19 protein-coding genes and 1 tRNA gene are annotated in these 21,515 nt (G+C 35.5%); 9 read left to right on the forward strand and 11 right to left on the reverse strand.

The window, feature by feature from the left end; all coding sequences use genetic code 11:
- Positions 1–33 precede the first annotated feature (33 nt).
- Both deoR and ispC read left to right on the forward strand, forming a co-directional pair.
- Entirely contained in the window at positions 34–795 is a 762-nt protein-coding gene (deoR, locus tag J3U56_RS06970) for a DNA-binding transcriptional repressor DeoR (protein ID WP_267333995.1), read from the forward strand.
- A gap of 2 nt (positions 796–797) precedes the next feature.
- Positions 798–1,976, forward strand: a complete 1,179-nt coding sequence (ispC, locus tag J3U56_RS06975) for a 1-deoxy-D-xylulose-5-phosphate reductoisomerase (protein WP_267367175.1) — start codon at positions 798–800, stop codon at positions 1,974–1,976.
- A gap of 8 nt (positions 1,977–1,984) precedes the next feature.
- Here the strand turns inward: ispC and J3U56_RS06980 are convergent, their stop codons facing one another.
- Positions 1,985–2,539 carry a sugar O-acetyltransferase gene (locus J3U56_RS06980; RefSeq protein ID WP_267367176.1) on the reverse strand — a complete coding sequence of 185 codons (555 nt, stop codon included), beginning with the start codon at positions 2,537–2,539 and terminating at the stop codon, positions 1,985–1,987.
- A gap of 4 nt (positions 2,540–2,543) precedes the next feature.
- Entirely contained in the window at positions 2,544–3,503 is a 960-nt protein-coding gene (locus J3U56_RS06985; protein WP_267348584.1) for an aminoimidazole riboside kinase, read from the reverse strand.
- 308 nt (positions 3,504–3,811) lie between these two features.
- Here J3U56_RS06985 and J3U56_RS06990 point away from each other — a divergent pair, with 308 nt between their 5' ends.
- The gene (locus J3U56_RS06990; protein ID WP_267348585.1) at positions 3,812–5,281 is read left to right on the forward strand and encodes a glycoside hydrolase family 32 protein; all 1,470 of its coding nucleotides are present in this window, start codon (positions 3,812–3,814) and stop codon (positions 5,279–5,281) included.
- 47 nt (positions 5,282–5,328) lie between these two features.
- Here J3U56_RS06990 and J3U56_RS06995 read toward each other — a convergent pair whose 3' ends face one another.
- Positions 5,329–6,333 (reverse strand): LacI family DNA-binding transcriptional regulator, encoded by a 1,005-nt coding sequence (locus J3U56_RS06995; protein ID WP_267367178.1) that lies wholly within the window; start codon positions 6,331–6,333, stop codon positions 5,329–5,331.
- A gap of 199 nt (positions 6,334–6,532) precedes the next feature.
- Between J3U56_RS06995 and J3U56_RS07000 the strand changes: the two genes are divergently transcribed.
- Both J3U56_RS07000 and cysE read left to right on the forward strand, forming a co-directional pair.
- The gene (locus J3U56_RS07000; RefSeq protein ID WP_267334000.1) at positions 6,533–7,774 is read left to right on the forward strand and encodes an oligosaccharide MFS transporter; all 1,242 of its coding nucleotides are present in this window, start codon (positions 6,533–6,535) and stop codon (positions 7,772–7,774) included.
- Between the two features lie 176 nt (positions 7,775–7,950).
- Entirely contained in the window at positions 7,951–8,712 is a 762-nt protein-coding gene (cysE, locus tag J3U56_RS07005; protein ID WP_065633811.1) for a serine O-acetyltransferase, read from the forward strand.
- A gap of 53 nt (positions 8,713–8,765) precedes the next feature.
- On the opposite strand, the gene J3U56_RS07010 is transcribed toward cysE, so the two are convergent.
- The 6 genes from J3U56_RS07010 to J3U56_RS07035 form a co-directional block, all read right to left on the reverse strand.
- The gene (locus J3U56_RS07010; RefSeq protein ID WP_267348591.1) at positions 8,766–9,602 is read right to left on the reverse strand and encodes a mechanosensitive ion channel domain-containing protein; all 837 of its coding nucleotides are present in this window, start codon (positions 9,600–9,602) and stop codon (positions 8,766–8,768) included.
- A 60-nt stretch (positions 9,603–9,662) separates the two neighbouring features.
- Complete coding sequence (gene slmA, locus J3U56_RS07015) at positions 9,663–10,256, reverse strand: nucleoid occlusion factor SlmA (protein ID WP_065633757.1); 594 nt, start codon at positions 10,254–10,256, stop codon at positions 9,663–9,665.
- Positions 10,253–10,711 (reverse strand): dUTP diphosphatase, encoded by a 459-nt coding sequence (gene dut, locus J3U56_RS07020; protein WP_065633758.1) that lies wholly within the window; start codon positions 10,709–10,711, stop codon positions 10,253–10,255. The genes slmA and dut overlap by 4 nt, the downstream gene beginning before the upstream one ends.
- Positions 10,695–11,918 (reverse strand): bifunctional phosphopantothenoylcysteine decarboxylase/phosphopantothenate--cysteine ligase CoaBC, encoded by a 1,224-nt coding sequence (gene coaBC, locus J3U56_RS07025; protein WP_267334002.1) that lies wholly within the window; start codon positions 11,916–11,918, stop codon positions 10,695–10,697. The genes dut and coaBC overlap by 17 nt, the downstream gene beginning before the upstream one ends.
- A gap of 52 nt (positions 11,919–11,970) precedes the next feature.
- On the reverse strand, positions 11,971–13,632 hold the full coding sequence (gene recN, locus J3U56_RS07030) for a DNA repair protein RecN (protein WP_267334003.1): 1,662 nt from the start codon (positions 13,630–13,632) through the stop codon (positions 11,971–11,973).
- Between the two features lie 262 nt (positions 13,633–13,894).
- Positions 13,895–15,247 (reverse strand): Nramp family divalent metal transporter, encoded by a 1,353-nt coding sequence (locus J3U56_RS07035; RefSeq protein WP_267334004.1) that lies wholly within the window; start codon positions 15,245–15,247, stop codon positions 13,895–13,897.
- A 407-nt stretch (positions 15,248–15,654) separates the two neighbouring features.
- Here J3U56_RS07035 and J3U56_RS07040 point away from each other — a divergent pair, with 407 nt between their 5' ends.
- The 3 genes from J3U56_RS07040 to metF all read left to right on the forward strand — a co-directional run bounded on the left by J3U56_RS07040 (position 15,655) and on the right by metF (position 19,654).
- Positions 15,655–16,206 carry a YagU family protein gene (locus tag J3U56_RS07040; protein WP_267344490.1) on the forward strand — a complete coding sequence of 184 codons (552 nt, stop codon included), beginning with the start codon at positions 15,655–15,657 and terminating at the stop codon, positions 16,204–16,206.
- A 188-nt stretch (positions 16,207–16,394) separates the two neighbouring features.
- Positions 16,395–18,668 carry a 5-methyltetrahydropteroyltriglutamate--homocysteine S-methyltransferase gene (gene metE / locus J3U56_RS07045; RefSeq protein ID WP_267367179.1) on the forward strand — a complete coding sequence of 758 codons (2,274 nt, stop codon included), beginning with the start codon at positions 16,395–16,397 and terminating at the stop codon, positions 18,666–18,668.
- 110 nt (positions 18,669–18,778) lie between these two features.
- A complete protein-coding gene (gene metF / locus J3U56_RS07050; protein WP_065633764.1) occupies positions 18,779–19,654 on the forward strand; it encodes a methylenetetrahydrofolate reductase [NAD(P)H] in 876 nt (291 codons plus the stop codon).
- Between the two features lie 23 nt (positions 19,655–19,677).
- On the opposite strand, the gene J3U56_RS07055 is transcribed toward metF, so the two are convergent.
- Together J3U56_RS07055 and J3U56_RS07060 are read right to left on the reverse strand one after the other, a co-directional pair.
- Positions 19,678–19,754: transfer RNA gene (locus J3U56_RS07055), tRNA-Met, on the reverse strand.
- A 175-nt stretch (positions 19,755–19,929) separates the two neighbouring features.
- Entirely contained in the window at positions 19,930–20,508 is a 579-nt protein-coding gene (locus J3U56_RS07060) for an AAA family ATPase (RefSeq protein ID WP_267367181.1), read from the reverse strand.
- Between the two features lie 183 nt (positions 20,509–20,691).
- Between J3U56_RS07060 and J3U56_RS07065 the strand changes: the two genes are divergently transcribed.
- On the forward strand, positions 20,692–21,498 hold the full coding sequence (locus J3U56_RS07065) for an IclR family transcriptional regulator (RefSeq protein ID WP_267344488.1): 807 nt from the start codon (positions 20,692–20,694) through the stop codon (positions 21,496–21,498).
- Positions 21,499–21,515 lie beyond the last annotated feature (17 nt).

Consider the following 21,515-nt stretch of genomic DNA (forward strand, 5'->3'; position numbering starts at 1 on the left):
CAAAGTAGCTTATTGCTATTTAATGGAATGGCAATGGAAACACAACCTCAAAAAAGAGTTAACGCACTTATTGAGTACCTAAAATCGACCGATAAAATTCATTTAAAAGAAGCGGCTCAAATGTTAGCTGTATCTGAAATGACGATTCGGCGTGATATTAACAATCAACCTTCACCTTTAACGGTATTAGGCGGTTATATTGTTAATCAGTCCCAAAATCAAATTACCCAATACTTTGTTAGCGATCAGCAAGATAAACAGGTAGAAGAAAAACGTTACATAGGTAAGCTTGTTAGTCAACTAGTTAACGAAAACGATACTCTTTTTTTTGATTGTGGTACTACCATCCCCTTTATTATCGATGCAATTCATGAGGATATATCCTTCACTGCAATTTGTTATTCGCTTAATGCCTTTTTAGCGTTACAACATAAACCGAAATGCAAAATTATTTTATGCGGTGGGCATTATCAGCTTAACAATGCCATCTTTACCAGTATTAGTCCACATAATCAATTAGATTTTATATGCCCTAATAAAGCTTTTATTTCGGCTGCAGGTATAGATCTTATACAAGGTGTTACTTGTTATGATTTTGATGAACTGAGTATGAAGCATCAAGCCTTAAATAAGTCTTGTCAGAATATTTTAATTGCTGATCATACCAAGTTTAATCAGGTTAAGCCGGCTTTTATTGCTGAACTTAATCAGTTCTATCAAGTGATTACGGATAAAGCGCCAAGCGCTCAGTACCTTACTTTTTTTAACGATAATAATATCGGTTTAATTTATTGATGATGAAAAATATTACAATTTTAGGTTCAACAGGATCAATTGGCTGTAGTACGTTGGCCGTTATTCGGCAAAATTGGTCACAATTTAAAGCTTATGCCTTAGTCGGCGGTAAAAATGTCAGCAAAATGACCGAACAGTGCCAAGAATTTAAACCTAAATACGTGGCTATGGCTGATGAGCAAGCTGCCATAGCGCTTAAGGCTAATTTGCTAAATCTGAATTTAGATATTGAGGTATCGAGTGGTGAACAAGCTATCTGTGACTTAGCTCAATTACCGGAAGTCGATTACGTTATGGCGGCTATTGTCGGCGCGGCTGGATTAAAACCGACCCTTGCTGCTATTAAAAAAGGTAAGCGTATATTACTGGCAAATAAAGAGTCATTAGTGACTTGTGGTCATTTATTTATGCAGGCGGTGAAGCAATATGGCGCACAGTTACTACCGGTCGATAGTGAGCATAATGCTATTTTTCAAAGTTTACCCTGTGCCGTTCAAGAACAATTAGGCTTTGCTCATTTAGCCGATTATGGCATAACTAAAATAGTACTAACCGGCTCGGGTGGTCCATTTCGAGATTTACCTTTAAACTCGCTCATTTCAGTTACACCCGAGCAGGCGGTTGCGCATCCTAATTGGTCAATGGGAAAAAAGATTTCAGTTGATTCAGCAACGATGATGAATAAAGGCTTAGAGTATATTGAAGCCAGATGGCTATTTAATGCCAGTTTCGATGAAATGGAAATTATTATTCATCCTCAATCGATTATTCACTCTATGGTACGTTACCAAGATGGTAGTGTCATCGCTGAACTAGGTGTACCGGATATGTGTACACCTATTGCCTATGCTATGTCATATCCACAGCGTATTTTGTCAACTGTACCACCCTTAGATTTTACAAAAGTTTCGGCATTGACGTTTACTGCCCCCGATTTTAATCGCTATCCTTGCCTAAAATTGGCGATAGATGCTTTTAATCAAGGGCAAGCGGCAACGACGGCTTTAAATGCCGCCAATGAAATCGCTGTCGAGGCTTTTTTACAACGCAAAATCGGTTTTATGGATATTGCAAATCAAGTTGCGGCAGCCTTAGATAAACTCAATTTACCCGAACCCAAGACTATCGAGGATGTGTTAGTAATTGATAAGTGGGCTCGACAACAGTGTAGTAAGCTATAACTTAAGTGTTATAGCTGTGTTTTATAGACGCGGCAAGGTGTGCCCATCGCAATGACATTACTTGGTATATCACGATCAACTATGCTACCAGCTGCAATAACGGTGTTATCGCCAATGGTCACATTAGGTAATACAATCACATTGCCGCCGATCCAAACGTTATTGCCGATTGTAATTGGTTTTGCAAATTCAAGTCCGCTATTGCGAATTTGACTATCTAATGGGTGTCCTGAGGTATAAAATCCACAATTGGGTGCAACCAGTACATTATCGCCAAAAGTAATTTTAGCCGCATCTAACATAATGCAATTGAAATTAGCAAAAAAATTTTCGCCAATTTCAATATTGTAGCCATAATCACATTGAAAACCAGGCATGATCGTAAACTGTTGCCCAGTTTTGCCTAATAGGATTTGGAATAACTGTTGTCGTTGCTGTTTGACCAATGGCGATAATTGGTTTATTTGAAAACAAAGATCTTGCGCATAAAGCCTTTCGTTAGCCAGTAAATCGATCTCTGGGTTATAGAGCAAACCTGCTAGCATTTTCTCTTTTTCGCTCATGTTGCTACGCCATTTGTTTTGCTGTTAATGCAGGGTTATCACTAATAAATGATTGTAAAAAAGCGCTATCAGGAAGTGCAGTTAACGCCCCTTTTTGAGTTGTCGCTAACGCGCCGCAAGCACTGGCAATAGTCATCATGCTTTCTAACATAAGTTTATCGTCTGGCATACCGGACGTTGCAATACTACTTAATAATCCTGCAACAAAAGCATCGCCGGCACCGGTTGTATCAATGCTGTTAACATGATAGGAATCGAACGAAAATGTTTTACCATGCCATAAAACTACACTGCCATCTTTACCTTTTGTAACTAATTTGAGTGTTGCATCATAATGTTGTTGTAACTTATTTAAAGCGGCACTCCAATCGTTAGATTCGGTTAGCCAAAATAGCTCTTCATCAGAAAGTTTTAGTATGTCGGCATCATGACAAAATTGTGTAATAATTGTGCGCATTTCGTTTTTATTGTGCCACATTTGTTCGCGTAAATTGACATCAAAGCTGATTAAACCCTTTTTACCATTCAACCTTTCAATCGCTGTTTTTAATGTTTGACGGCAAGTCTGCCCAACTAAAGCTAGCGAGCAAAAATGCAAAATATCTTGGTTAAAATCAGGAATCGCCTGCTGAGATAGAAACTGATCGGCAGACGGCGACACTAAAAAAGTAAAACTCCTTTCGCCATTATTACCCAGATCAACCACCACCGTACTGGTTCTATGATTATCATCTTTTTCTAAACTTTGGCAATCAACGTGGTATTGATTAAATGTTTTTTCCATAAAGTGACCAAAAGGATCATTACCAACACGACCTATAAATGCGGAAGGAAGTCCCAATTTCGCTACACCAATAGCGACATTTGCAGGTGCTCCTCCTGCACAGGCTTTGTAATTCATATCACCAAATGGTAAAAGATCGATAACAGCATCGCCAAGCGACCAGACTTTAGTTTTATTCATTTTGTTACTCAATTTAAAGTTAATAGGTTTAAGTGTTGTGACTTTATGGCTGGTTTATTTAAACAGTTAAGTCAGCTTAAACGAAGTTTTATAATTAGTCATTAACAATAGACTAAAGCATTTACAAAAAAATTCATTGTTAACGTTAAAAATGTGTGATTATTATCACATATTTTGCCTGTTAATTGATCAAAAGTTAACGTTAACAATTAAGTTAGGGTAATATAGCTTGATAAGAAAGGTGGCTATATTAAAGTCATCATATTGATGAAAATTATATTTAATGCGGAATGTATAAAGGGGAGTTTATGTCTATTGCAATCGATCAAGCAAATCAAGCTGTTAAACAGTTAGAAAAGGTAATGAATAAACAGTACTATCCACGTTTTCATCTGGCACCACAGTCTGGATGGATGAACGATCCTAATGGTCTTATCTATTTTAAAGGGCAGTACCATGCTTTTTATCAGCATCATCCTTTTGATGAAAACTGGGGACCGATGCATTGGGGGCATGTGGTGAGTGATGATTTAGTCACATGGAAAAGATTACCTATTGCGCTAGCACCGGGTGATGCGTTTGACAAAAGCGGTTGTTTTTCTGGATCGGCAATAGATAAAAATGGTGAGCTTTGTTTAGTTTATACCGGTCATATTTGGTTACAAGGTCAAGGGAATGATGAACATATTTGTCAAACTCAATGCCTTGCTACAAGTAAAGATGGTATTCATTTTGAAAAACATGGCACTATTTTAACCCCAGAAGATGGCATTATGCATTTTCGTGATCCCAAAGTTTGGCAACAAGCAGGTCAATGGTGGATGGTGGTTGGGCAAAGGGATAACAATGATGTTGGACAAATATTATTGTATCGCTCTCACGATTTTAAAAAGTGGCAATTTGATCACGTGGTGGTTAGTCATATCGATCCTAATGTCTATATGCTTGAATGCCCTGATTTTTTCCCGCTTGGTGATAAATGGATCTTGATGTTTTCACCGCAAGGTATGAAAGCAAAAGGTTATCAATACCGTAACCGATTCCAATCAGGCTATATTGTCGGTGATTGGCAACCTGGGAAAACGTTTTCGATAGTTAAACCATTTCAAGAAATGGATTTTGGTCATGATTTTTATGCACCACAATCGTTTGTTGCAAAAGATGGTCGGCGCATTATTTTTGCTTGGATGGATATGTGGGAATCAATGATGCCAAGTAAACAAGATAAATGGATGGGCGCCTTTACGCTTCCGCGCGAATTAGTTTTAGATCGCAATAATAATGTCCGTAACCGTCCAATTAAAGAGCTTGAAGCATTACGAGAAAAGCCTAAAAACCTGAGTGAAATAACACTCAATAATGAATTGAAAAATACCGATATTGAATCAATTAGTTGCGAGATTAATGTCGATATTGATTTAACCCAAAGTAATGCTGAACGTTTCGGTTTACAGCTAGCGGCAACGCCAGATGGTAAGCAAGCCACACTATTGTATGTGGATCTGCAATCGAATCGTATTGTACTTGATCGTAGTCTTTCAGGATTAGCATTAAAGGGATATCGCAGTGTTCGGTTACCTAAAACTAAAAAGTTAAATTTGCATATTTATGTTGATGCTTCATCTGTTGAGGTTTTTGTTAATGGTGATTTATATAGTCTATCGAGTCGTATTTATCCAAAATTACCGGCTAAACGAATCGTTAACTTATTTGCTGAAAATGGCCAAGCAAAAATTATAAAATTAGATAGTTGGCAGTTAAAATCAATTTATGAATAATTGCTAATCATCCCACTACTTTAGTGTAGTGGGATAACAGTTTTTGTTTATAATGAATCTCGTTGCAAAAATAGCGCAGGTACATAGGTTACGTTTTTGTTAGTTTGGTTGTTTATGATGTGTAATGCGGCTTGTTCGCCTATCTGATAATGAGGTAATTGTACGGTGGTTAGCGGTGGATAAAAAAGTTCCCCTGTGCCGACCATATTATCATAACCTACAACTGCGATATCTGTTGGAATATGAAAACCTTGACTTAACAAAAATTGATAAGCAACAAAAGCAATACGATCATTGCCACAAATTAACACATCAAAGTCTGGTTTTTTGTTACAGTGCTGTTTTAATATATCAACTGTCATCATATATTCTTGGGTAAGGTTATTTTCTACCGTTGTGGTGTGGTAACTGATAATGTCATTTAAATTACGACCTGCGTCTAACCATGCTTGCTCGGCACCTTTACGGCGAGTTTTACCAGCTAAGCTGGTATTTGACAAATAAATACATAATGGTTTTTTATAGCCTTTTTTAATCACTTGTTGCATGGCGTAGTATTGACCTGTGTAATCATCCGGAATATAACACGCTAGATCTTCACTATCACAGATGCAATTGGCTAATACCACGTTTTTCCCGAGTAACTTTGTCGGAAGTTCAATTTTTCTTAGTCCCATAGTGGTATAAATAATGCCATTAGGTCGATAAGATAGCAGAGTATTAATGGCATGATTAGCTTGTTTATCATCAAATAGATTAACAATAAAAGTATTCCAACCGTGTTGTTGTGCTGTTTTTTCGATCGCTTGTAATAATTCTACAGAAAAAGGGGTCATTGCTGTTTCTAATGCTAAAACACCTATTGCACGAGGGCCAGAGTTATCGCCACGAATTTTACGTGCTGACAAGTCCGGCACATAGTCAAGTTGCTCAATTGCTTTTTGAACCCGATTATAAGTCTGTTTATTTAATTTTTCAGGATTATTAATTGCGCGTGATACCGTCATCAACGAAACCGACGCCAACTTTGCAACATCCTTAAGTGAAGCCATAATTAAATCCTTTTGTTTAGCATTAAAAAAATCTTTTTCTAATAATTATTTCAAATGATGATACCACAAATAAAAATGATAAAAAGTGTGAGGGAGTTATCATTTATGATAACCGGTTGTATCTATTTTCTGTCAATTGTGACAATAATGTTAACATTAACATGTTAACGTTAAACTTCACAATATAAGAGTAATAAATATGAATATAATAGCAAATAGAAATTATTGGTTTTCATCTGGTTATCTTATTACCTTTTATGCAGCTTGGTCTCTTTGGTGGTCTTTTTATGCAATATGGTTAAAAAGTAAAATTGGCTTATCGGGTGAGCAACTTGGAACGGTTTATGCAGCAAACTCGGCTGCTGCCATGTTTTTTATGATATTTTACGGCATCATTCAAGATAAATTACAAATCGGCAAAGCTGTTATTACCTTTCAAAGTATCGTGATGATATTAATTGGTCCGTTTTTAATTTATGTTTATGAGCCGTTATTAAAAAGTGATTTTATTATCGGAGTCTGTATTGGTGCACCAGTGTTGAGTGCCGGATTTATTTCTGGATGTGCTTTAATTGATTCGTTTATTGAGCGCATTAGCCGCTTATTTGGTTTTGAGTTTGGTCCAGCTCGCTTTTGGGGATCGTTTGGTTATGCTGCCGCGACGTTTGTTGCTGGCATTTTATTTGGTATCGATCCTCATATTAATTTTTGGATGGCATCTGCTGTTGCTGTTATCTTTTTTATTATTAATTTGACCTTTACGCCAAAACGTTATCCAGTGGATGCAAACAAGGATAGGGTTATTGAAAAAACCTCAACCATTCCAACATTAAGTGAAATTTTCTCATTATTTGGTATGAAAAAATTTTGGCTATTTGTATTTTTTATTATTGGGACAAATAGTTTTTATACCATTTATGATCAACAACTGTTTCCAAATTTTTACACAAGTTTTTTTGAAAAAAATGAAGATGGTTACCGCGTTTACGGTTATTTGAACTCTTTTCAAGTTTTTTTAGAGGCGGCCTGTATGATCTTAGCACCCTATTTTATTAATAAAGTGGGTGCTAAAAAGTCACTATTAATTGCTGCACTCGTGATGATTTGCCGAATTGCTTTATCTGCATCACTACATAATGTTTATCTGATTTCATTAATAAAATTATTTCATGCCATTGAAACGCCGCTGTTTATTTTGGCGGTATTTAAATATGTTGTAGCTAATTTTGATGCTAGATTATCATCAACCCTCTATTTAGTTGGCTTTAATATTTCATCTAATATTGGTGTGATTGCACTGTCATGGGTGGTGGGTAAATTATTTGATAATACTGGCTATTCAACAACGTTTTATGTGCTTGCTAGTATTGTGCTATTTATTTTAATTGTTGCTATATTTACCTTAACCAATGATCGAAAAAATAGACTTCAATCACAATAGTTATTGTTATCCACTTTATAAAATGGAAACGGAAGTTTCCATTTTGCTATTTAGTTTATGATCAATAAATACAAAGCTTGCTTCTATGATGAGTTTGCGAAACAATAGATAATCACTATGATTAATGTCTATAGGTTGTTGTTGTGAATATTACCAAAACAGTAGTTACGCCTGATATGCTATGGCAAACAATCAGGCAAGAAGCATCAAAATTAGTAGAAAGTGAACCAATGCTAGCCAGTTATTTCCATGCCACTTTGCTTAATCACGAAAATTTAGGTAATGCATTAAGCTATATTTTAGCCAATAAACTTGCTACCCAAGTCATGCCAGCAATTGAAATTCGTGAAATTGCACGGCAGGCTTATAAGGCTGATCCGCATCTTATTCAATCCGCTATTACTGATATTATTGCGGTTTATGTGCGTGATCCCGCCACTAATTATTATTCAACTCCTTTACTTTATTATAAAGGCTTTTTATCGTTGCAAGCTTATCGTATTGGACATTGGCTTTGGCAACAAAATCGTCAATCACTCGCCACATTTTTACAAAGTCAGATTGCTATTGTGTTTGGCGTTGATATTCATCCTGCTGCAAAAATTGGCTGTGGTGTGATGTTCGATCATGCGACAGGTATTGTCATTGGTGAAACTGTCGTCATAGACAATGATGTATCGATTTTACAATCGGTAACACTGGGTGGTACAGGTAAAGAGAATGGGGATCGTCATCCAAAAATTCGAGAAGGCGTCATGATTGGTGCTCATTCAACGATTTTAGGTAATATCGAAATTGGTAAAGGGGCAAAAATTGGTGCCGGTTCAGTCGTATTAGAGCCAGTGCCAGCCCATACAACTGTTGCTGGAGTACCAGCAAAAGTGGTCGGCTGCCCTGATTGTGATAAACCAGCTTTGAATATGGATCAAGAAATTTGATTGCGTGAAAAGATTTCCGTCGACAATAGTCGACGGTAGGTCAAAACCAAAATTTAGTGGTTAGAATTAACATTCACATCCATAGTTGGATATGGAATATTAATACCATTTTCAGTTAGTAGATTTTTAATATTTTCCAGTAATTCTGCTTTCACTGACGGGTAATTTTCGTTTGATGTCCAAACCAAAACATTAAAGTTCATTGATGATGCATCTAACAGATCTAAACGAATAATTGATTCTTTATTTGTCAAAATATTGTTGGTTTGGTTTACTGCTTGTCTTAGCACTTGGTAAACATTTTGAATATTTGAATCATAACCCACATTAATAACCAAATCTAAACGTCTTTCTGGTAAACGGGTAAAGTTGATTATATTGGCACTAACTACCTGACTATTAGGAATAACAACAAGTTCGTTAGTTGGTGTAACAATCGTTGTTGAAAAAATCTGTATAGAGTCAATGACGCCTCTTTGACTGTTGATAACAACGGTTTCACCCACTTTAAACGGACGAAATATTATTAATATGACGCCAGCGGCAAAGTTAGACAGTGAACCTTGCAGTGCCAAACCAACAGCTAAACCTGCAGCACCGATAACTGCGACAATTGAGGCTGTTTGTACGCCTAACTGTCCTAAAACTGCAACCAGTGTCACGACCATAACGGCATAATAAGATAATGCGCTGACAAATTTCACCACTGTTGGATCAACATGGCGGCTGCTTAAAATGCGTTTTAATTGACGACTGATAAACTTAGAAATTGCTCGACCAATTATAAAAATAATAATGGCAAAACAAAAATGCGCTATATAGCTAAGCACAATGCCATCATATTTATCAATAAATGCGGTAGTTTGAGTTAAAATATTTTCAAAATTCATCACATAATCCTATTTGAGAGCGATAAAAAGTTAGTTTAAAAAGTCATACATACATAGCATTTAAACTAACTGTTTTGCTAGTAACGCCCAACGTGTATCAAAATTGGTGGTAGGAAGATATTTAAAGCCTGAACGAGAATAACGTGACATCATCCCTTCACAAAATGCTAATAATTGACTAGATAAAATACGTTCATCAGTAGTAAATGCAACCCCTTCGCGAATTTTTCGTTCTCGCAAAACTTGTTTTATTTGAGTTTCTATTCGTTCAAATAATTGACTGATTCGCTCTTGTAATTGTTCTTGTTCAAACATTAACGCATGCCCAGTCATAATCCTAGTTAATCCAGGGTTTTTTTCTGAAAAACCTAATATCAGCGCTAAAATAAGCTGTAAGCGGGTGAATGTTTTAGGCTCATCTTGCATAATGGTATTGATGCGTGAAAGTAATATATCTTCAATATAAACAATCAAGCTTTCAAACATTTTGGTTTTGCTTGGAAAATGTCGGTAAAGTGCTGCTTCTGAAACACCGACAGTGGCGGCTAATTTCGCCGTGGTAATGCGTTGCGTCCCTTCATTGGACTCAAGCATAGTTGCCAATGCTTGCAAGATGTCTTCTTTACGATTCTTATTTTTGCTGGTCACAATCATTTTTTACCCGAATGCCCAAATCCACCTTCCCCTCGTGCTGAGAGTGTAAATTCATCAACAATATTAAATTCGGCTTGTACCACAGGTACGATAATCAATTGTGCAATTCGATCACCGGCTTCAATTATAAAAGGGGTTTGGCTGCGGTTCCATACCGGAACAAAAAGCTGTCCTTGATAATCAGAATCAATTAAACCGACTAAATTACCGAGTACAATCCCATTTTTAGATCCTAAACCTGAACGAGGTAAGACCAATGCCGCTAGATTTGGATCGGCAATATGCATGGATAAACCGGTAGGCGTTAAGATGGTTTCACCCGGTTTAATTTCGGTTGTTTTATCAAACATGGCTCGTAAATCAATACCAGCTGATCCTTCAGTTGCATAAGTGGGGAGTGGAAACTCATTACCTAAACGTTTATCTAATATTTTAATATCAATTTTTCTTTTCATTATCACTCGCTTTGTATCGTGTTATCACAGCTTCAAGTAATTGTTTTGCTAATTGTTGTTTACTACTTAATGGTAACCTTTGTTCGCCATTTTGCCAATAAAGGGTTAATGCATTTTGATCGGAATTAAAACCAATTTTTTTATCTGAAACATCATTAGCACAGATTAAATCTAAATTTTTGGTGATTAATTTTTTTAAGGCATATTTTTCAACATTATTGGTTTCTGCGGCAAAACCAACAACAAAAGGCCTTGAATTTTTTAATGCGGCAACACTCGCAACAATATCTGGATTTTTGGCTAATTTAATCACAAGTTCATTATCGTCCGTTTTTTTTATTTTTTGAGTGGCAATTGTTGCCGCACGAAAATCGGCAACTGCTGCACAAGCAATAAAAATAGACGATTTTTGCGCTGCAGTTAATGCTTGATTATACATTTCATTTGCACTTTTAACATCGATTCGTGTGACATGCTTTGGCGTATCTAAATTAACTGGGCCGCTAATAAGTGTAACATTTGCGCCCATTTCTGCCGCAGCTTTAGCAATAGCAAAGCCCATTTTTCCTGAACTGTAGTTACTGATATAACGGACAGGATCGATTTCTTCAACCGTTGGCCCAGCAGTAATAGTAATTGATATCCCATCTAATAATGATGAGTGGGTAAAATAGCTATTGAGATTTTCGACAATCACGTGTGGTTCAAGCATTCGACCTGGACCGATATCACCACAAGCTTGGAACCCTTCATCAGGACCAAGAATTAAGGTGTTTCTATCATTCAATACCGATAAATTATGCTGTGTGGCTATAGCTTTATACATTTGTTGGTTCATAGCTGGTGCTATAGCAATTTGAGCCGGCGTGGCTAAACACACTGTTGATAATAAATCATCAGCAATGCCATTGGCGATTTTGGCAATAATATTGGCTGTTGCCGGTGCAATTAATACAATATCTGCCCATTTTGCCAGTTCGATATGGCTCATTGAAAGCTCAGCCGACGGGTCAAATAGATCGCTGGAAACAGGATTAGCACTCACAGCTTGTAGTGTCATTGGTGTGACAAAATGACTTGCTGATTCAGTAAGAATGACTCGAACTTCAGCTCCCGCTTTTTTTAAATGGCGAACAAGATCAGGGCATTTATAAGCTGCAATACCGCCTGTAATCCCTAATAAAATATGTTTACCAGATAGATTCATGCTCAAGCTTTCCCCATAATTCAGTCTAAATCGCTATATTACCACAATTCAGTTAGATAATAAGTAACTCTTTCGCATTGGCTAACGTTGCATCAGTGATTTTATCACCGCCTAATAATCGAGCGAGTTCATTTACACGGCCATTATTATCTAATTTTTGCATGTCGGTTGAAGTCTGTTTTCCCTTTGTTTGCTTAGTAACAAAATAGTGTTGATTAGCCTGTCCGGCGACTTGTGGTAAATGTGTAACAGTTATCACTTGTGTTGACTCGCCAAGTTGCCTTAATAATTGACCCACTTTAGCCGCAGTCGGTCCACTAATCCCAACGTCAATTTCATCAAATATTAGCGCAGGTGTTTCCATTTTTTGTGCAGTTAAAACCTGAATAGCAAGTGCGATACGTGATAACTCCCCGCCTGATGCTACTTTAGCTAAAGGTTGTGCTTGTTGCCCTGCATTTGTCGTCACTAAAAAAGTGACTAAGTCCGCACCATCTTCAGTTAAACGATTTTCGTCATAAGCAATTTCAATGCTTAATTGTCCATTTGGCATAGATAACTCATGCATCAATGCTGTTACTTTTTTAGCTAGGGTTTTACTTACAGTTAATCGTTTTTGATGTAACTTTTCTGCAAGTTCAATGGCGATTTGATGATACTTTTTAATATCCGCTTTTAGTTGTTCACTTTGTTCATCTTGTTGGTTAATTTGTTTGAATTCGGCCAATAACTGTTGGTGTAATTCTGGTAGTGCTTCAGGCGCCACATGATGTTTGCGAGCCAACGCTATTTGTTTTGATAGGCGTTGTTCGAGTTGCATAACCCGAGCTGGATCAAGATCTAGATTTTCACTGTAATGACGCAGTTCATAGCTTGCTTCTTTAATCTGAATGGAAGCCTCTTCTAACATGGTATAAATATTATTTAGCGTCGGATCGAGTTCAGTTAACTGCTGAACGCTATTTTTGACACTACTGAGTAGATTGCTCACATTGTAATCATCGGCTTCGTCTAATAGCATAACTGATTGTTGACTTAGATTTATCAGTTGCTCGCTATTAGATAATCGTTTGTATTCTTCGTCTATTTGTTGGTATTCACCTTCAATTGGCGAAAACTCATTTAACTCTTTAAGTTGATATTGTAACAGTTGCATATGAGCATCACGTTCTTGCCGTGATGTTTCATATTGTTGATAAGCTTGTCGAGCGACTTTCCATTGTTTGTGAGCTTGTTGCATTTGTGCAAGTAATATTGGCTCGTTCATATAATGATTTAATAGAAGCTGTTGATAGTCACTACGTAGCAAACGTTGATGTTCATGCTGTCCATGAATTTGAATTAACATTTGCCCTAAATCTTTTAATTGTGAAATAGGAACAGTTCGTCCGTTTATAAATGCTTTAGAACGGCCATCTTGGTTAATTACTCTTCGTAATATACATTCATTACCTTCATCAAGTTGATTTTCAGTAAGCCAATTAAAGGCGGCTGGTGTATCATCAAGTACAAAACAAGCAGAAATATCAACACGTTCTGCACCATAGCGAATAGATGAAGCATCAGAACGATTACCTAAACACAACCCTAAAGCATCAATAGCAATAGATTTACCGGCACCTGTTTCACCCGTTATTGCTGTCATACCTAAGGTAAAGTCGACCAGTAGCTGATCAACAATAGCAAAATTATTAATAGTTAATTGCGTTATCATAATAATGAATACATAAGACTAGTTATAATGTAGGCAGTATAACAGTAAAAACACTGTAAATAAATACAGTTTTTTGGTGAAATAAAGACGTGTAATTAATTCGTTAAACAATAATGTGTGCTAAGCTTTATTTTAATTGCTTTTGGGCTGTTTATGTTATTAATAATGCAATTTGGTAAAAAGTAAATGATTATTAATTAGTGGGATAAAATAGATAAAAAGCCATGAATAGTTGTCTATTTATGGCTTTAAAGTGATCTATTTAAAATAGTGAACTCATAACTTCATAAATTAACTGTAGGTTGAGTAGAACCAGTGCAATAGCTGCTAACCATCCTAATATGATAGTTAATTTGCAATTAACAAATTCGCCCATGATTTTTTTGTTGGAAGTGACTAACAATAAAGGAACCATTGATATCGGTAAGGCGATACTGAGAAATACTTGAGTATAGATTAATAAATTTTCAACAATGCTCTCTTTTTCACCCCATATATAGATGCATAAAATAACAGGGGCGACCGCTAAACCTCGGCTTATCATTCTACGAGCCCAAAGAGGAATAGATAGATTAATAAAACCCTCCATTACTATTTGTCCGGTAAGTGTGCCTGTTATTGTGGCGTTTTGACCTGATGCAAGTAAAGCAACAGCAAATAATGTTGCCATTATTGAACTGGCGACAGGTCCAACCATTTGCGGATTTTTTAAAGCGTCATAAAGCTGAGTAAAGCGACCAAGATTGTCAGGATCATTACCATAAAAAAGCGAAGCGCCAAGAATTAATAACAGACAATTGATAATAAATGAAAAAGATAATTGTATGTTAGAGTCAATAGTTGCATATTTGATAGCATTTTTTAGGCTAGATGTTTTTGTTCTATTATATTTTCGGGTTTGGACAATAGATGAATGTAGATATAAATTATGTGGCATGACCGTTGCGCCAACAATACCTAGTGCAATTACTAATGCTGAGTCATGGCCTTTAATGGATTGAGTAAAAATATCTATTTTAGGAATAAACCCATTAATTATGTCACTAAATTGAGGCGAGGCCCGTAAAACTTCGTAAGAAAAAATAATAAATATAGTGGCAATTAAGCAAAATACGATAGCTTCTATTTTTCTAAATCCAAACCGTATTAATATTAATAAAATGACAACATCGAAGACTGTTAATAACACACCGATCAATAGCGGGATATCAAATAAAAGGTTTAATGCGACAGCGCTACCAATCACTTCTGCTATTTCTGTAGCGATAATCGCCAATTCAGTTGATATCCATAAACAAAAAGAAAATTTTTTGCCTACCATCGATTTTGTTGCTTGAGCAAGATCCATACCAGTGACTATGCCTATTTTGACGCACATCGCTTGCAAAAGCATAGCAATTAAACTCGATATTAATATAACTGACAGTAACAGATAACTATAAAGAGCGCCTCCTTGTATAGAGGTGATCCAGTTACCCGGATCCATATAACCGACAGCAACTAATGCGCCGGGTCCTGAAAAAGCCCAGAGTTTTCGAAAAAAACCAGACTGAGGATCCGGAATTTGGACTGTATTATTGATTTCTTCAAGGCTTATTGTCGACGTTTTTAACATAACTAAGATCTCTACAGTAAAGTGTATGTTTTTATTATATTGATAATGATAATCATTATCAAATAAAAATAACCTTTCATTCCATTAAGCCAGTTACCTATAGTATATAAATACTCGATTTAGCTCACAATGCATATTTTTATATTCGAATAATTTTTATTAATAACTAATATAATCCCTTTAATATATTTTTTAAATGCTTATCACTCTTATTGTAAGATTGATTTATATTTTATTAATTATCAAATAGTTGCATTAAATTTTAGTGGGTTAATTTTATGCAGATTTATAAGATTTCTCTCTTTTGTTGAAGAATGTTTGCCAACTAACTAAATTTTATTTTTTCGTGGATTAATGTGTAATATAATTTAAAAACATATTAACAATAATATTAGGAATTAATCTAAATGTTTGGAAATAAAACAAATCGGCAAATTATTATTTGGACCACACTTATTGGTGGGTTTATTAGTGCATTAGTAAAATGGGGCTCTGAAGTCAATATGCCGCCTCGCGTTCCTGGCGAAATTTCACCACCAGCAGCACATATTGATGCATGGCTTGGCTGGCTAGGTATTAACTCTCACTCTCTCGATTATGTCTATCAAACTGCAATAGTATCTGGAGCGGTGACACTTTATCATTGGTTATTTAGTTTTGCGTTTGCCTTTGTGTATGTTTTTATCGCTTATTTTTGGAATAATATTCGTTTATGGTATGGTGCGTTTTACGGCATTATTATTACCGTTGCCATGCATGGATTTTTAATTCCATTACTCGGTTTTCGTCATCCTGCTTATGATCCAGAAGGAACGGTGGGTTGGTTATGGAATTTAAATGGTTATGAACTTTGGAGTGAAATTTTAGGTCACATCTATTGGGGCGTATCAATTGAAATTTGTATGATTGCCGTACTTGCTCATTTTTCAAGACCAATTCGTGGTGAATGGCGTAAGTAATTAGATAAATTAATTAAAAACCAATCCCGCTATTGTGCTAAATAGCGGGATTTTTTTTGCTAAAATTAAATTTGTTATAGTTAAAAACTATATTAACCAATAAAAAAGTAGAATTATTCAATAACAATTTTTTTTGTTATCTTTTTAACCACTAAAGAAATGTGATTAAGATGAAAAGGAAACAAAAAATGAATACTGCTGTTATTGGTTATCCTCGTGTTGGTAAACTTCGTGAACTTAAGTTTGCAACTGAAGCTTATTTTAAAGGTAATAAAACCCAAGCTGAATTATTAAACGAAGCAAAAGCGCTTCGTGCAGAGCACTTAAAACAACAACGTGCACAAAACATTGCTTATATCTCATCTAATGACTTTTCATTTTATGATGCGGTTTTAGATACCGCTTGTTTACTTAATGTGATTCCAAAACGTTATCAAGATTTAGGTTTGCCTGAGCTTGATCGCTATTTTGCGATGGCGCGTGGCTATCAAGGTGACAAAGGCGATGTGCGAGCTTTAGCAATGAAAAAATGGTTCAATACCAATTATCATTATTTAGTGCCTGAAATTGAAGATTCAGTGCAAATTAAATTAGCTGGCAACAAACCATTTGATGAGTATCAAGAAGCAAAAGCGCTCGGTATTCAAACTAAACCCGTTTTAGTTGGTCCATTAACCTTTTTTAAATTGGCCCAATATTTAGGTAATAAAAAAATCACTGACTTTAAAGCTGATATTATTAAAGCTTATCAAGATATTATTCAAAAATTTACGGCATTAGGTGCAGAGTGGATTCAAATTGATGAGCCAATTTTAGTCACTGATCTTAATCACGATGATATCGCTTTATTTACCGAGCTTTATCAAGCAATCTTATCTGTCAAAGGTGCGACTAAAGTGGTTCTACAAACCTATTTTGGTGATGTACGTGATTGTTATAAAGAGTTAGTTGCTCTGCCGTTCGATGGTATTGGTCTTGATTTTGTTGAAGGAAAACAATCACTAGCATTACTTGAAGCTAATGGTTTTCCAGCGAATAAAGTGTTATTTGCAGGTGTTGTTAATGGTAAAAACATCTGGAAAAATAATTATCAAAAAACGTTAGCTTTACTTGGTAAGATTAAACAAAAAGCGGCTAACATCGTTATTAATACTTCATGCTCATTATTACATGTACCTTATACGTTGCAGAATGAAACCAAACTAACCATTCAACAACGTGCTTACTTTGCTTTTGCTCAAGAAAAACTACAAGAACTTGCAGAGTTAGGTCAATTATTTAAAGAAGCTAATCCTGAAAATAGTGCAGCTTATAAAGCAAATCAAACATTATTTACCCGTGAACGTGAAGGGGCAAATCATTCTGTACGTGAAAAAGTGGCTGCGTTAAAAGCGTCTGATTTTACCCGTTTACCGGAATTTTCAGTACGTGAGGCAGCACAAAAGAAAGCCTTTAATTTACCACTATTGCCAACTACGACTATTGGTTCTTTCCCACAAACACCCGATGTGCGCGTAAATCGTGCAAAATTCAAAAAAGGTGAAATTTGTTTGAATGAATATACTGAGTTTAATAAGCAAAAAATTGCAGAATGTATCAAGCTTCAAGAAAAAATTGGTATTGATGTATTAGTTCACGGTGAATTTGAACGTAATGATATGGTGGAGTATTTTGGTGAAAGCTTAAATGGCTTTGTCTTTACCGAAAAAGCATGGGTTCAATCTTATGGTACTCGTTGTGTTAAGCCACCAATTGTTTGGGGTGATATTTCACGTTCTAAACCGATTACGGTTGAATATTCAAAATATGCGCAAAGTCTTACTGATAAACCTGTTAAAGGTATGTTGACAGGACCTGTGACAATTCTTAACTGGTCATTCCCACGTGAAGATATTTCACAAAAAGAATCAGTATTCCAAATTGCGTTAGCCATAGGTGATGAAGTATTAGATCTTGAAGCTGCTGGTATTAAAATCATTCAAATTGATGAGGCCGCACTTAAAGAAAAATTACCATTACGTAAAGCGGATTGGAACAGTGAATACCTTGATTGGGCAATTCCATCATTTAGATTAGTACACAGCAAAGTGCAAGCCGATACACAAATTCATACCCATATGTGTTATAGCGAATTTGCAGATATTATTAAAGATATTGATGCAATGGATGCCGATGTGATTTCGTTTGAAGCTTCACGCTCAAATCTACAATTGATTGATGTACTTAAAGCTAATAACTTTAAAACAGAAGTTGGGCCGGGTGTCTATGATATCCATTCACCACGTGTTCCGCCTGTTGCTGAAATTAAAACAACCATTGAAAAATTACTTGCAAAAATTGACAAGCAAAAACTTTGGATCAATCCAGATTGTGGCTTAAAAACTCGAGGTGAAAAAGAAGTGGTTGAAAGCTTAGAGCATTTAGTTCAAGCAACCTTAGAAGTTCGAAAAACACTTAATTAATACTCTGTTTGCCAAGTAAGGTCTCTTGGTTATACCTCAGATTCCGCCACCTTTTTTGGTGGCGGAAATGTCAGTAAGGACAATCGTTGTCACACGAATGGATGAAACAGATGAAAACAAATTTACTTTTTAATAAAAAAACGGTGTTCTCTTTTGAAGTTTTTCCACCCAAAAAAACATCGCCATTAGAGACTATCTATAGCACATTACGTGAACTTGGCTATTTTAAGCCTGATTTTATCAGTGTTACTTATGGAGCAGGCGGCAGTTTAAATGGTCAAACCACCATTGATATTGCACATTCAGTTAAACACACTTATGGTATTGAGAGTGTTGCCCATTTACCGGGTATTAATTTTGATAAAGCTGAGATGAGTAAAATTTTACATGAGCTAAAATGTGCAGGTATTGATAATGTTTTAGCGTTGCGTGGTGATATTAGCCCGAATGTACAACCCAAAAATGATTTTCGTTTTGCCAGCGAATTAGTATCGTTCATTAAAGAAAATGGGGATTTTAATATTATTGGCGCATGCTATCCAGAGGGACATCTTGAAGCTGCTACCCTTAAACAAGATCTGATTCATTTAAAAGAGAAGGTGAATGCAGGTACCGATCAGTTAATCTCACAGCTCTTTTTTGATAATGACTATTTCTATGCGTTTTTAGATAAAGCGCGTGATATGGGGATTAACGTACCGATTGAAGCAGGCATTATGCCGGTAACGAACAAAAATCAAATTGAACGTATGGTTTCAATGTGTGGTGTGAATCTACCGAAGAAGTTTAAACAGATGATGGAGAAATATGAACATCATCCTGATGCATTCCGTGATGCTGGTATTGCTTATGCTATCGATCAGATTGTGGATTTAGTTTCACAAAATGTTGATGGTATTCATTTATATACTATGAACAATAGTTATATCGCTAGAAGAATCAGTGAAGCGGTATCAACGTTATTAGCAGTGCCAAAATCGGCTTAGAAAAGATAGATTAGACAGAAAATTGGTTGCGGGGGCTGGATTTGAACCAACGACCTTCGGGTTATGAGCCCGACGAGCTACCAAGCTGCTCCACCCCGCGTCAAAGAGGTCGCTATATTATAGTATTAAAATAATAAAGCAATACCTTTTTGGCACAACTGCCCCATTTTTGAACATATTATCTATAAATAGACACTTTTTTTACTAAAACGAATAGGTTTCTTTAAACTTTTTTACAAAATGAATACTTTTTAAATTAAAAGACTAAGTCAGTTTTATTCAAAATTTTTTAAAAGAGTAAATTCGGGTATTTGTGTTGCACTATTATCAAACCTTATATAGGTAACGTTTTGCCATAAACATTTTTTTTGATTTATACCTTCAATAAATTGGTCCCAGTTATCTAACTTCCATATATCGCGAGGATTATTACGATCTAAAATTCGTTGTTTTAATATTTCAGCTGGTACAAAAACTTCTAACACATAAGTATCAACATTAGAAAAATTAAACTGTTGTATTATTTTACTAATGTAATCTTTATCTGAAAAATAACTTAAAAAAGGTGCATCAAGTATCACTGAATTATTTAGTTTTAAATTCTCACTGGCAATATCCAACAGCGTTTTGTATTCAATATCCATCACTTGCTTTTTATAATATTCACATTCATCTCTTGCGGTTGGTTGATACCCCCGAGATATTAACAGTTCTCCGGTAAATCGATTAGCAATAATATCTTTATCTAAATAACAGTAATGCAGTTTTGTTGCTAAAAACTTACCGACAGTTGATTTTCCTGCTCCAGCTGAACCAATTAAGAAGATGGCTTTAGGGTTAGATTTTTTGTTCATATTTTATTTCCTTTTCGTATCTGCGAAACATCGTTCATAAGTGCGAACCATTATTGTGAACTAACTAATAAATTGAATAATATAAGATAAAATGGAAATGCAATAATAATATGACATGCTATAGTTAATACAGAATTAAAGTTTAATTATTTAACTTACTTCACAGTTCACATTTGCGAAATTATGAAACGACAAGATATACCATTAAAACTAAATAAATCGGCTGCTCGAACCATCGATTTACTTTTATTATTTGTCAGTAGTGAGAAATTTTTAACGCTGAATAATATTTGCGAAATGATGCAATTGCCTAAAAGTAGTGCTTTTGAATTAGTACAAACGCTAGTTTATAAAGGCATTATTGAGATAAAAGATGTAAAGCAAAAAACGTATGGATTAAGTTTATTGGCGTTTGAAATTGGTAGCTCTGTGATTATCAATATGGGTATAGCTGATGCTGCAAGACCATTTATACAAGAACTTAATCGCCAGACAGGTAGCACGGTATTTCTTGGTGTTCAAGATAAAGGTAAAATTGTCTATATTGATAAGGCTGAAAATCATTCAACAATTAAGCCAACAGCAAGACTAGGCTCTCGACGTAATTTACATACTACAGGTTTGGGAAAAGCACTGTTAAATGCTTTTTCGGATCAAAAAATTATTGAGATTTTAGGACCAGAGCCTTACCCAAGTAAAACACCATTATCACATACCAACCAACAAGAGGTGTTGCATGACGCATATAAAACCCGAGAGCGAGGATATGCAATTGATGACAGGGAAGATAACTTAGAAATGTATTGTATAAGCTCTGCTATTTATAATTATGAAAATCAACCAGTGGCTTCATTTAGTGTAGCGAGTTTGTATAGCGGTATGACGAAAGATAAAGAGCAAATGATTGCTAAGTTGGTGAAAGAAACTGCAGTACAAATTTCAAGAAAATTAGGATTTACTGGAAATAAATTATATCAAGTAAATGGTTAACCAAGATTATTGGAGAT

The organism is Gilliamella sp. B2824, assembly GCF_026536245.1.
Lineage (GTDB): Bacteria > Pseudomonadota > Gammaproteobacteria > Enterobacterales > Orbaceae > Gilliamella.

Bases quoted from the DNA above. Each gene is read 5' to 3' on its own strand.
- recN (WP_267334003.1), bottom strand. From the start codon at position 13,632: ATGATAACGCAATTAACTATTAATAATTTTGCTATTGTTGATCAGCTA.
- dut (WP_065633758.1), bottom strand. From the start codon at position 10,711: ATGAAAAGAAAAATTGATATTAAAATATTAGATAAACGTTTAGGTAAT.
- slmA (WP_065633757.1), bottom strand. From the start codon at position 10,256: ATGATTGTGACCAGCAAAAATAAGAATCGTAAAGAAGACATCTTGCAA.
- J3U56_RS06985 (WP_267348584.1), bottom strand. From the start codon at position 3,503: ATGAATAAAACTAAAGTCTGGTCGCTTGGCGATGCTGTTATCGATCTT.
- J3U56_RS07060 (WP_267367181.1), bottom strand. From the start codon at position 20,508: ATGAACAAAAAATCTAACCCTAAAGCCATCTTCTTAATTGGTTCAGCT.
- metE (WP_267367179.1), top strand. From the start codon at position 16,395: ATGAATACTGCTGTTATTGGTTATCCTCGTGTTGGTAAACTTCGTGAA.
- J3U56_RS06980 (WP_267367176.1), bottom strand. From the start codon at position 2,539: ATGAGCGAAAAAGAGAAAATGCTAGCAGGTTTGCTCTATAACCCAGAG.
- ispC (WP_267367175.1), top strand. From the start codon at position 798: ATGAAAAATATTACAATTTTAGGTTCAACAGGATCAATTGGCTGTAGT.
- J3U56_RS07040 (WP_267344490.1), top strand. From the start codon at position 15,655: ATGTTTGGAAATAAAACAAATCGGCAAATTATTATTTGGACCACACTT.
- J3U56_RS06990 (WP_267348585.1), top strand. From the start codon at position 3,812: ATGTCTATTGCAATCGATCAAGCAAATCAAGCTGTTAAACAGTTAGAA.
- metF (WP_065633764.1), top strand. From the start codon at position 18,779: ATGAAAACAAATTTACTTTTTAATAAAAAAACGGTGTTCTCTTTTGAA.
- J3U56_RS07035 (WP_267334004.1), bottom strand. From the start codon at position 15,247: ATGTTAAAAACGTCGACAATAAGCCTTGAAGAAATCAATAATACAGTC.
- deoR (WP_267333995.1), top strand. From the start codon at position 34: ATGGAAACACAACCTCAAAAAAGAGTTAACGCACTTATTGAGTACCTA.
- J3U56_RS06995 (WP_267367178.1), bottom strand. From the start codon at position 6,333: ATGGCTTCACTTAAGGATGTTGCAAAGTTGGCGTCGGTTTCGTTGATG.
- J3U56_RS07010 (WP_267348591.1), bottom strand. From the start codon at position 9,602: ATGAATTTTGAAAATATTTTAACTCAAACTACCGCATTTATTGATAAA.
- cysE (WP_065633811.1), top strand. From the start codon at position 7,951: ATGCTATGGCAAACAATCAGGCAAGAAGCATCAAAATTAGTAGAAAGT.
- coaBC (WP_267334002.1), bottom strand. From the start codon at position 11,918: ATGAATCTATCTGGTAAACATATTTTATTAGGGATTACAGGCGGTATT.
- J3U56_RS07065 (WP_267344488.1), top strand. From the start codon at position 20,692: ATGAAACGACAAGATATACCATTAAAACTAAATAAATCGGCTGCTCGA.
- J3U56_RS07000 (WP_267334000.1), top strand. From the start codon at position 6,533: ATGAATATAATAGCAAATAGAAATTATTGGTTTTCATCTGGTTATCTT.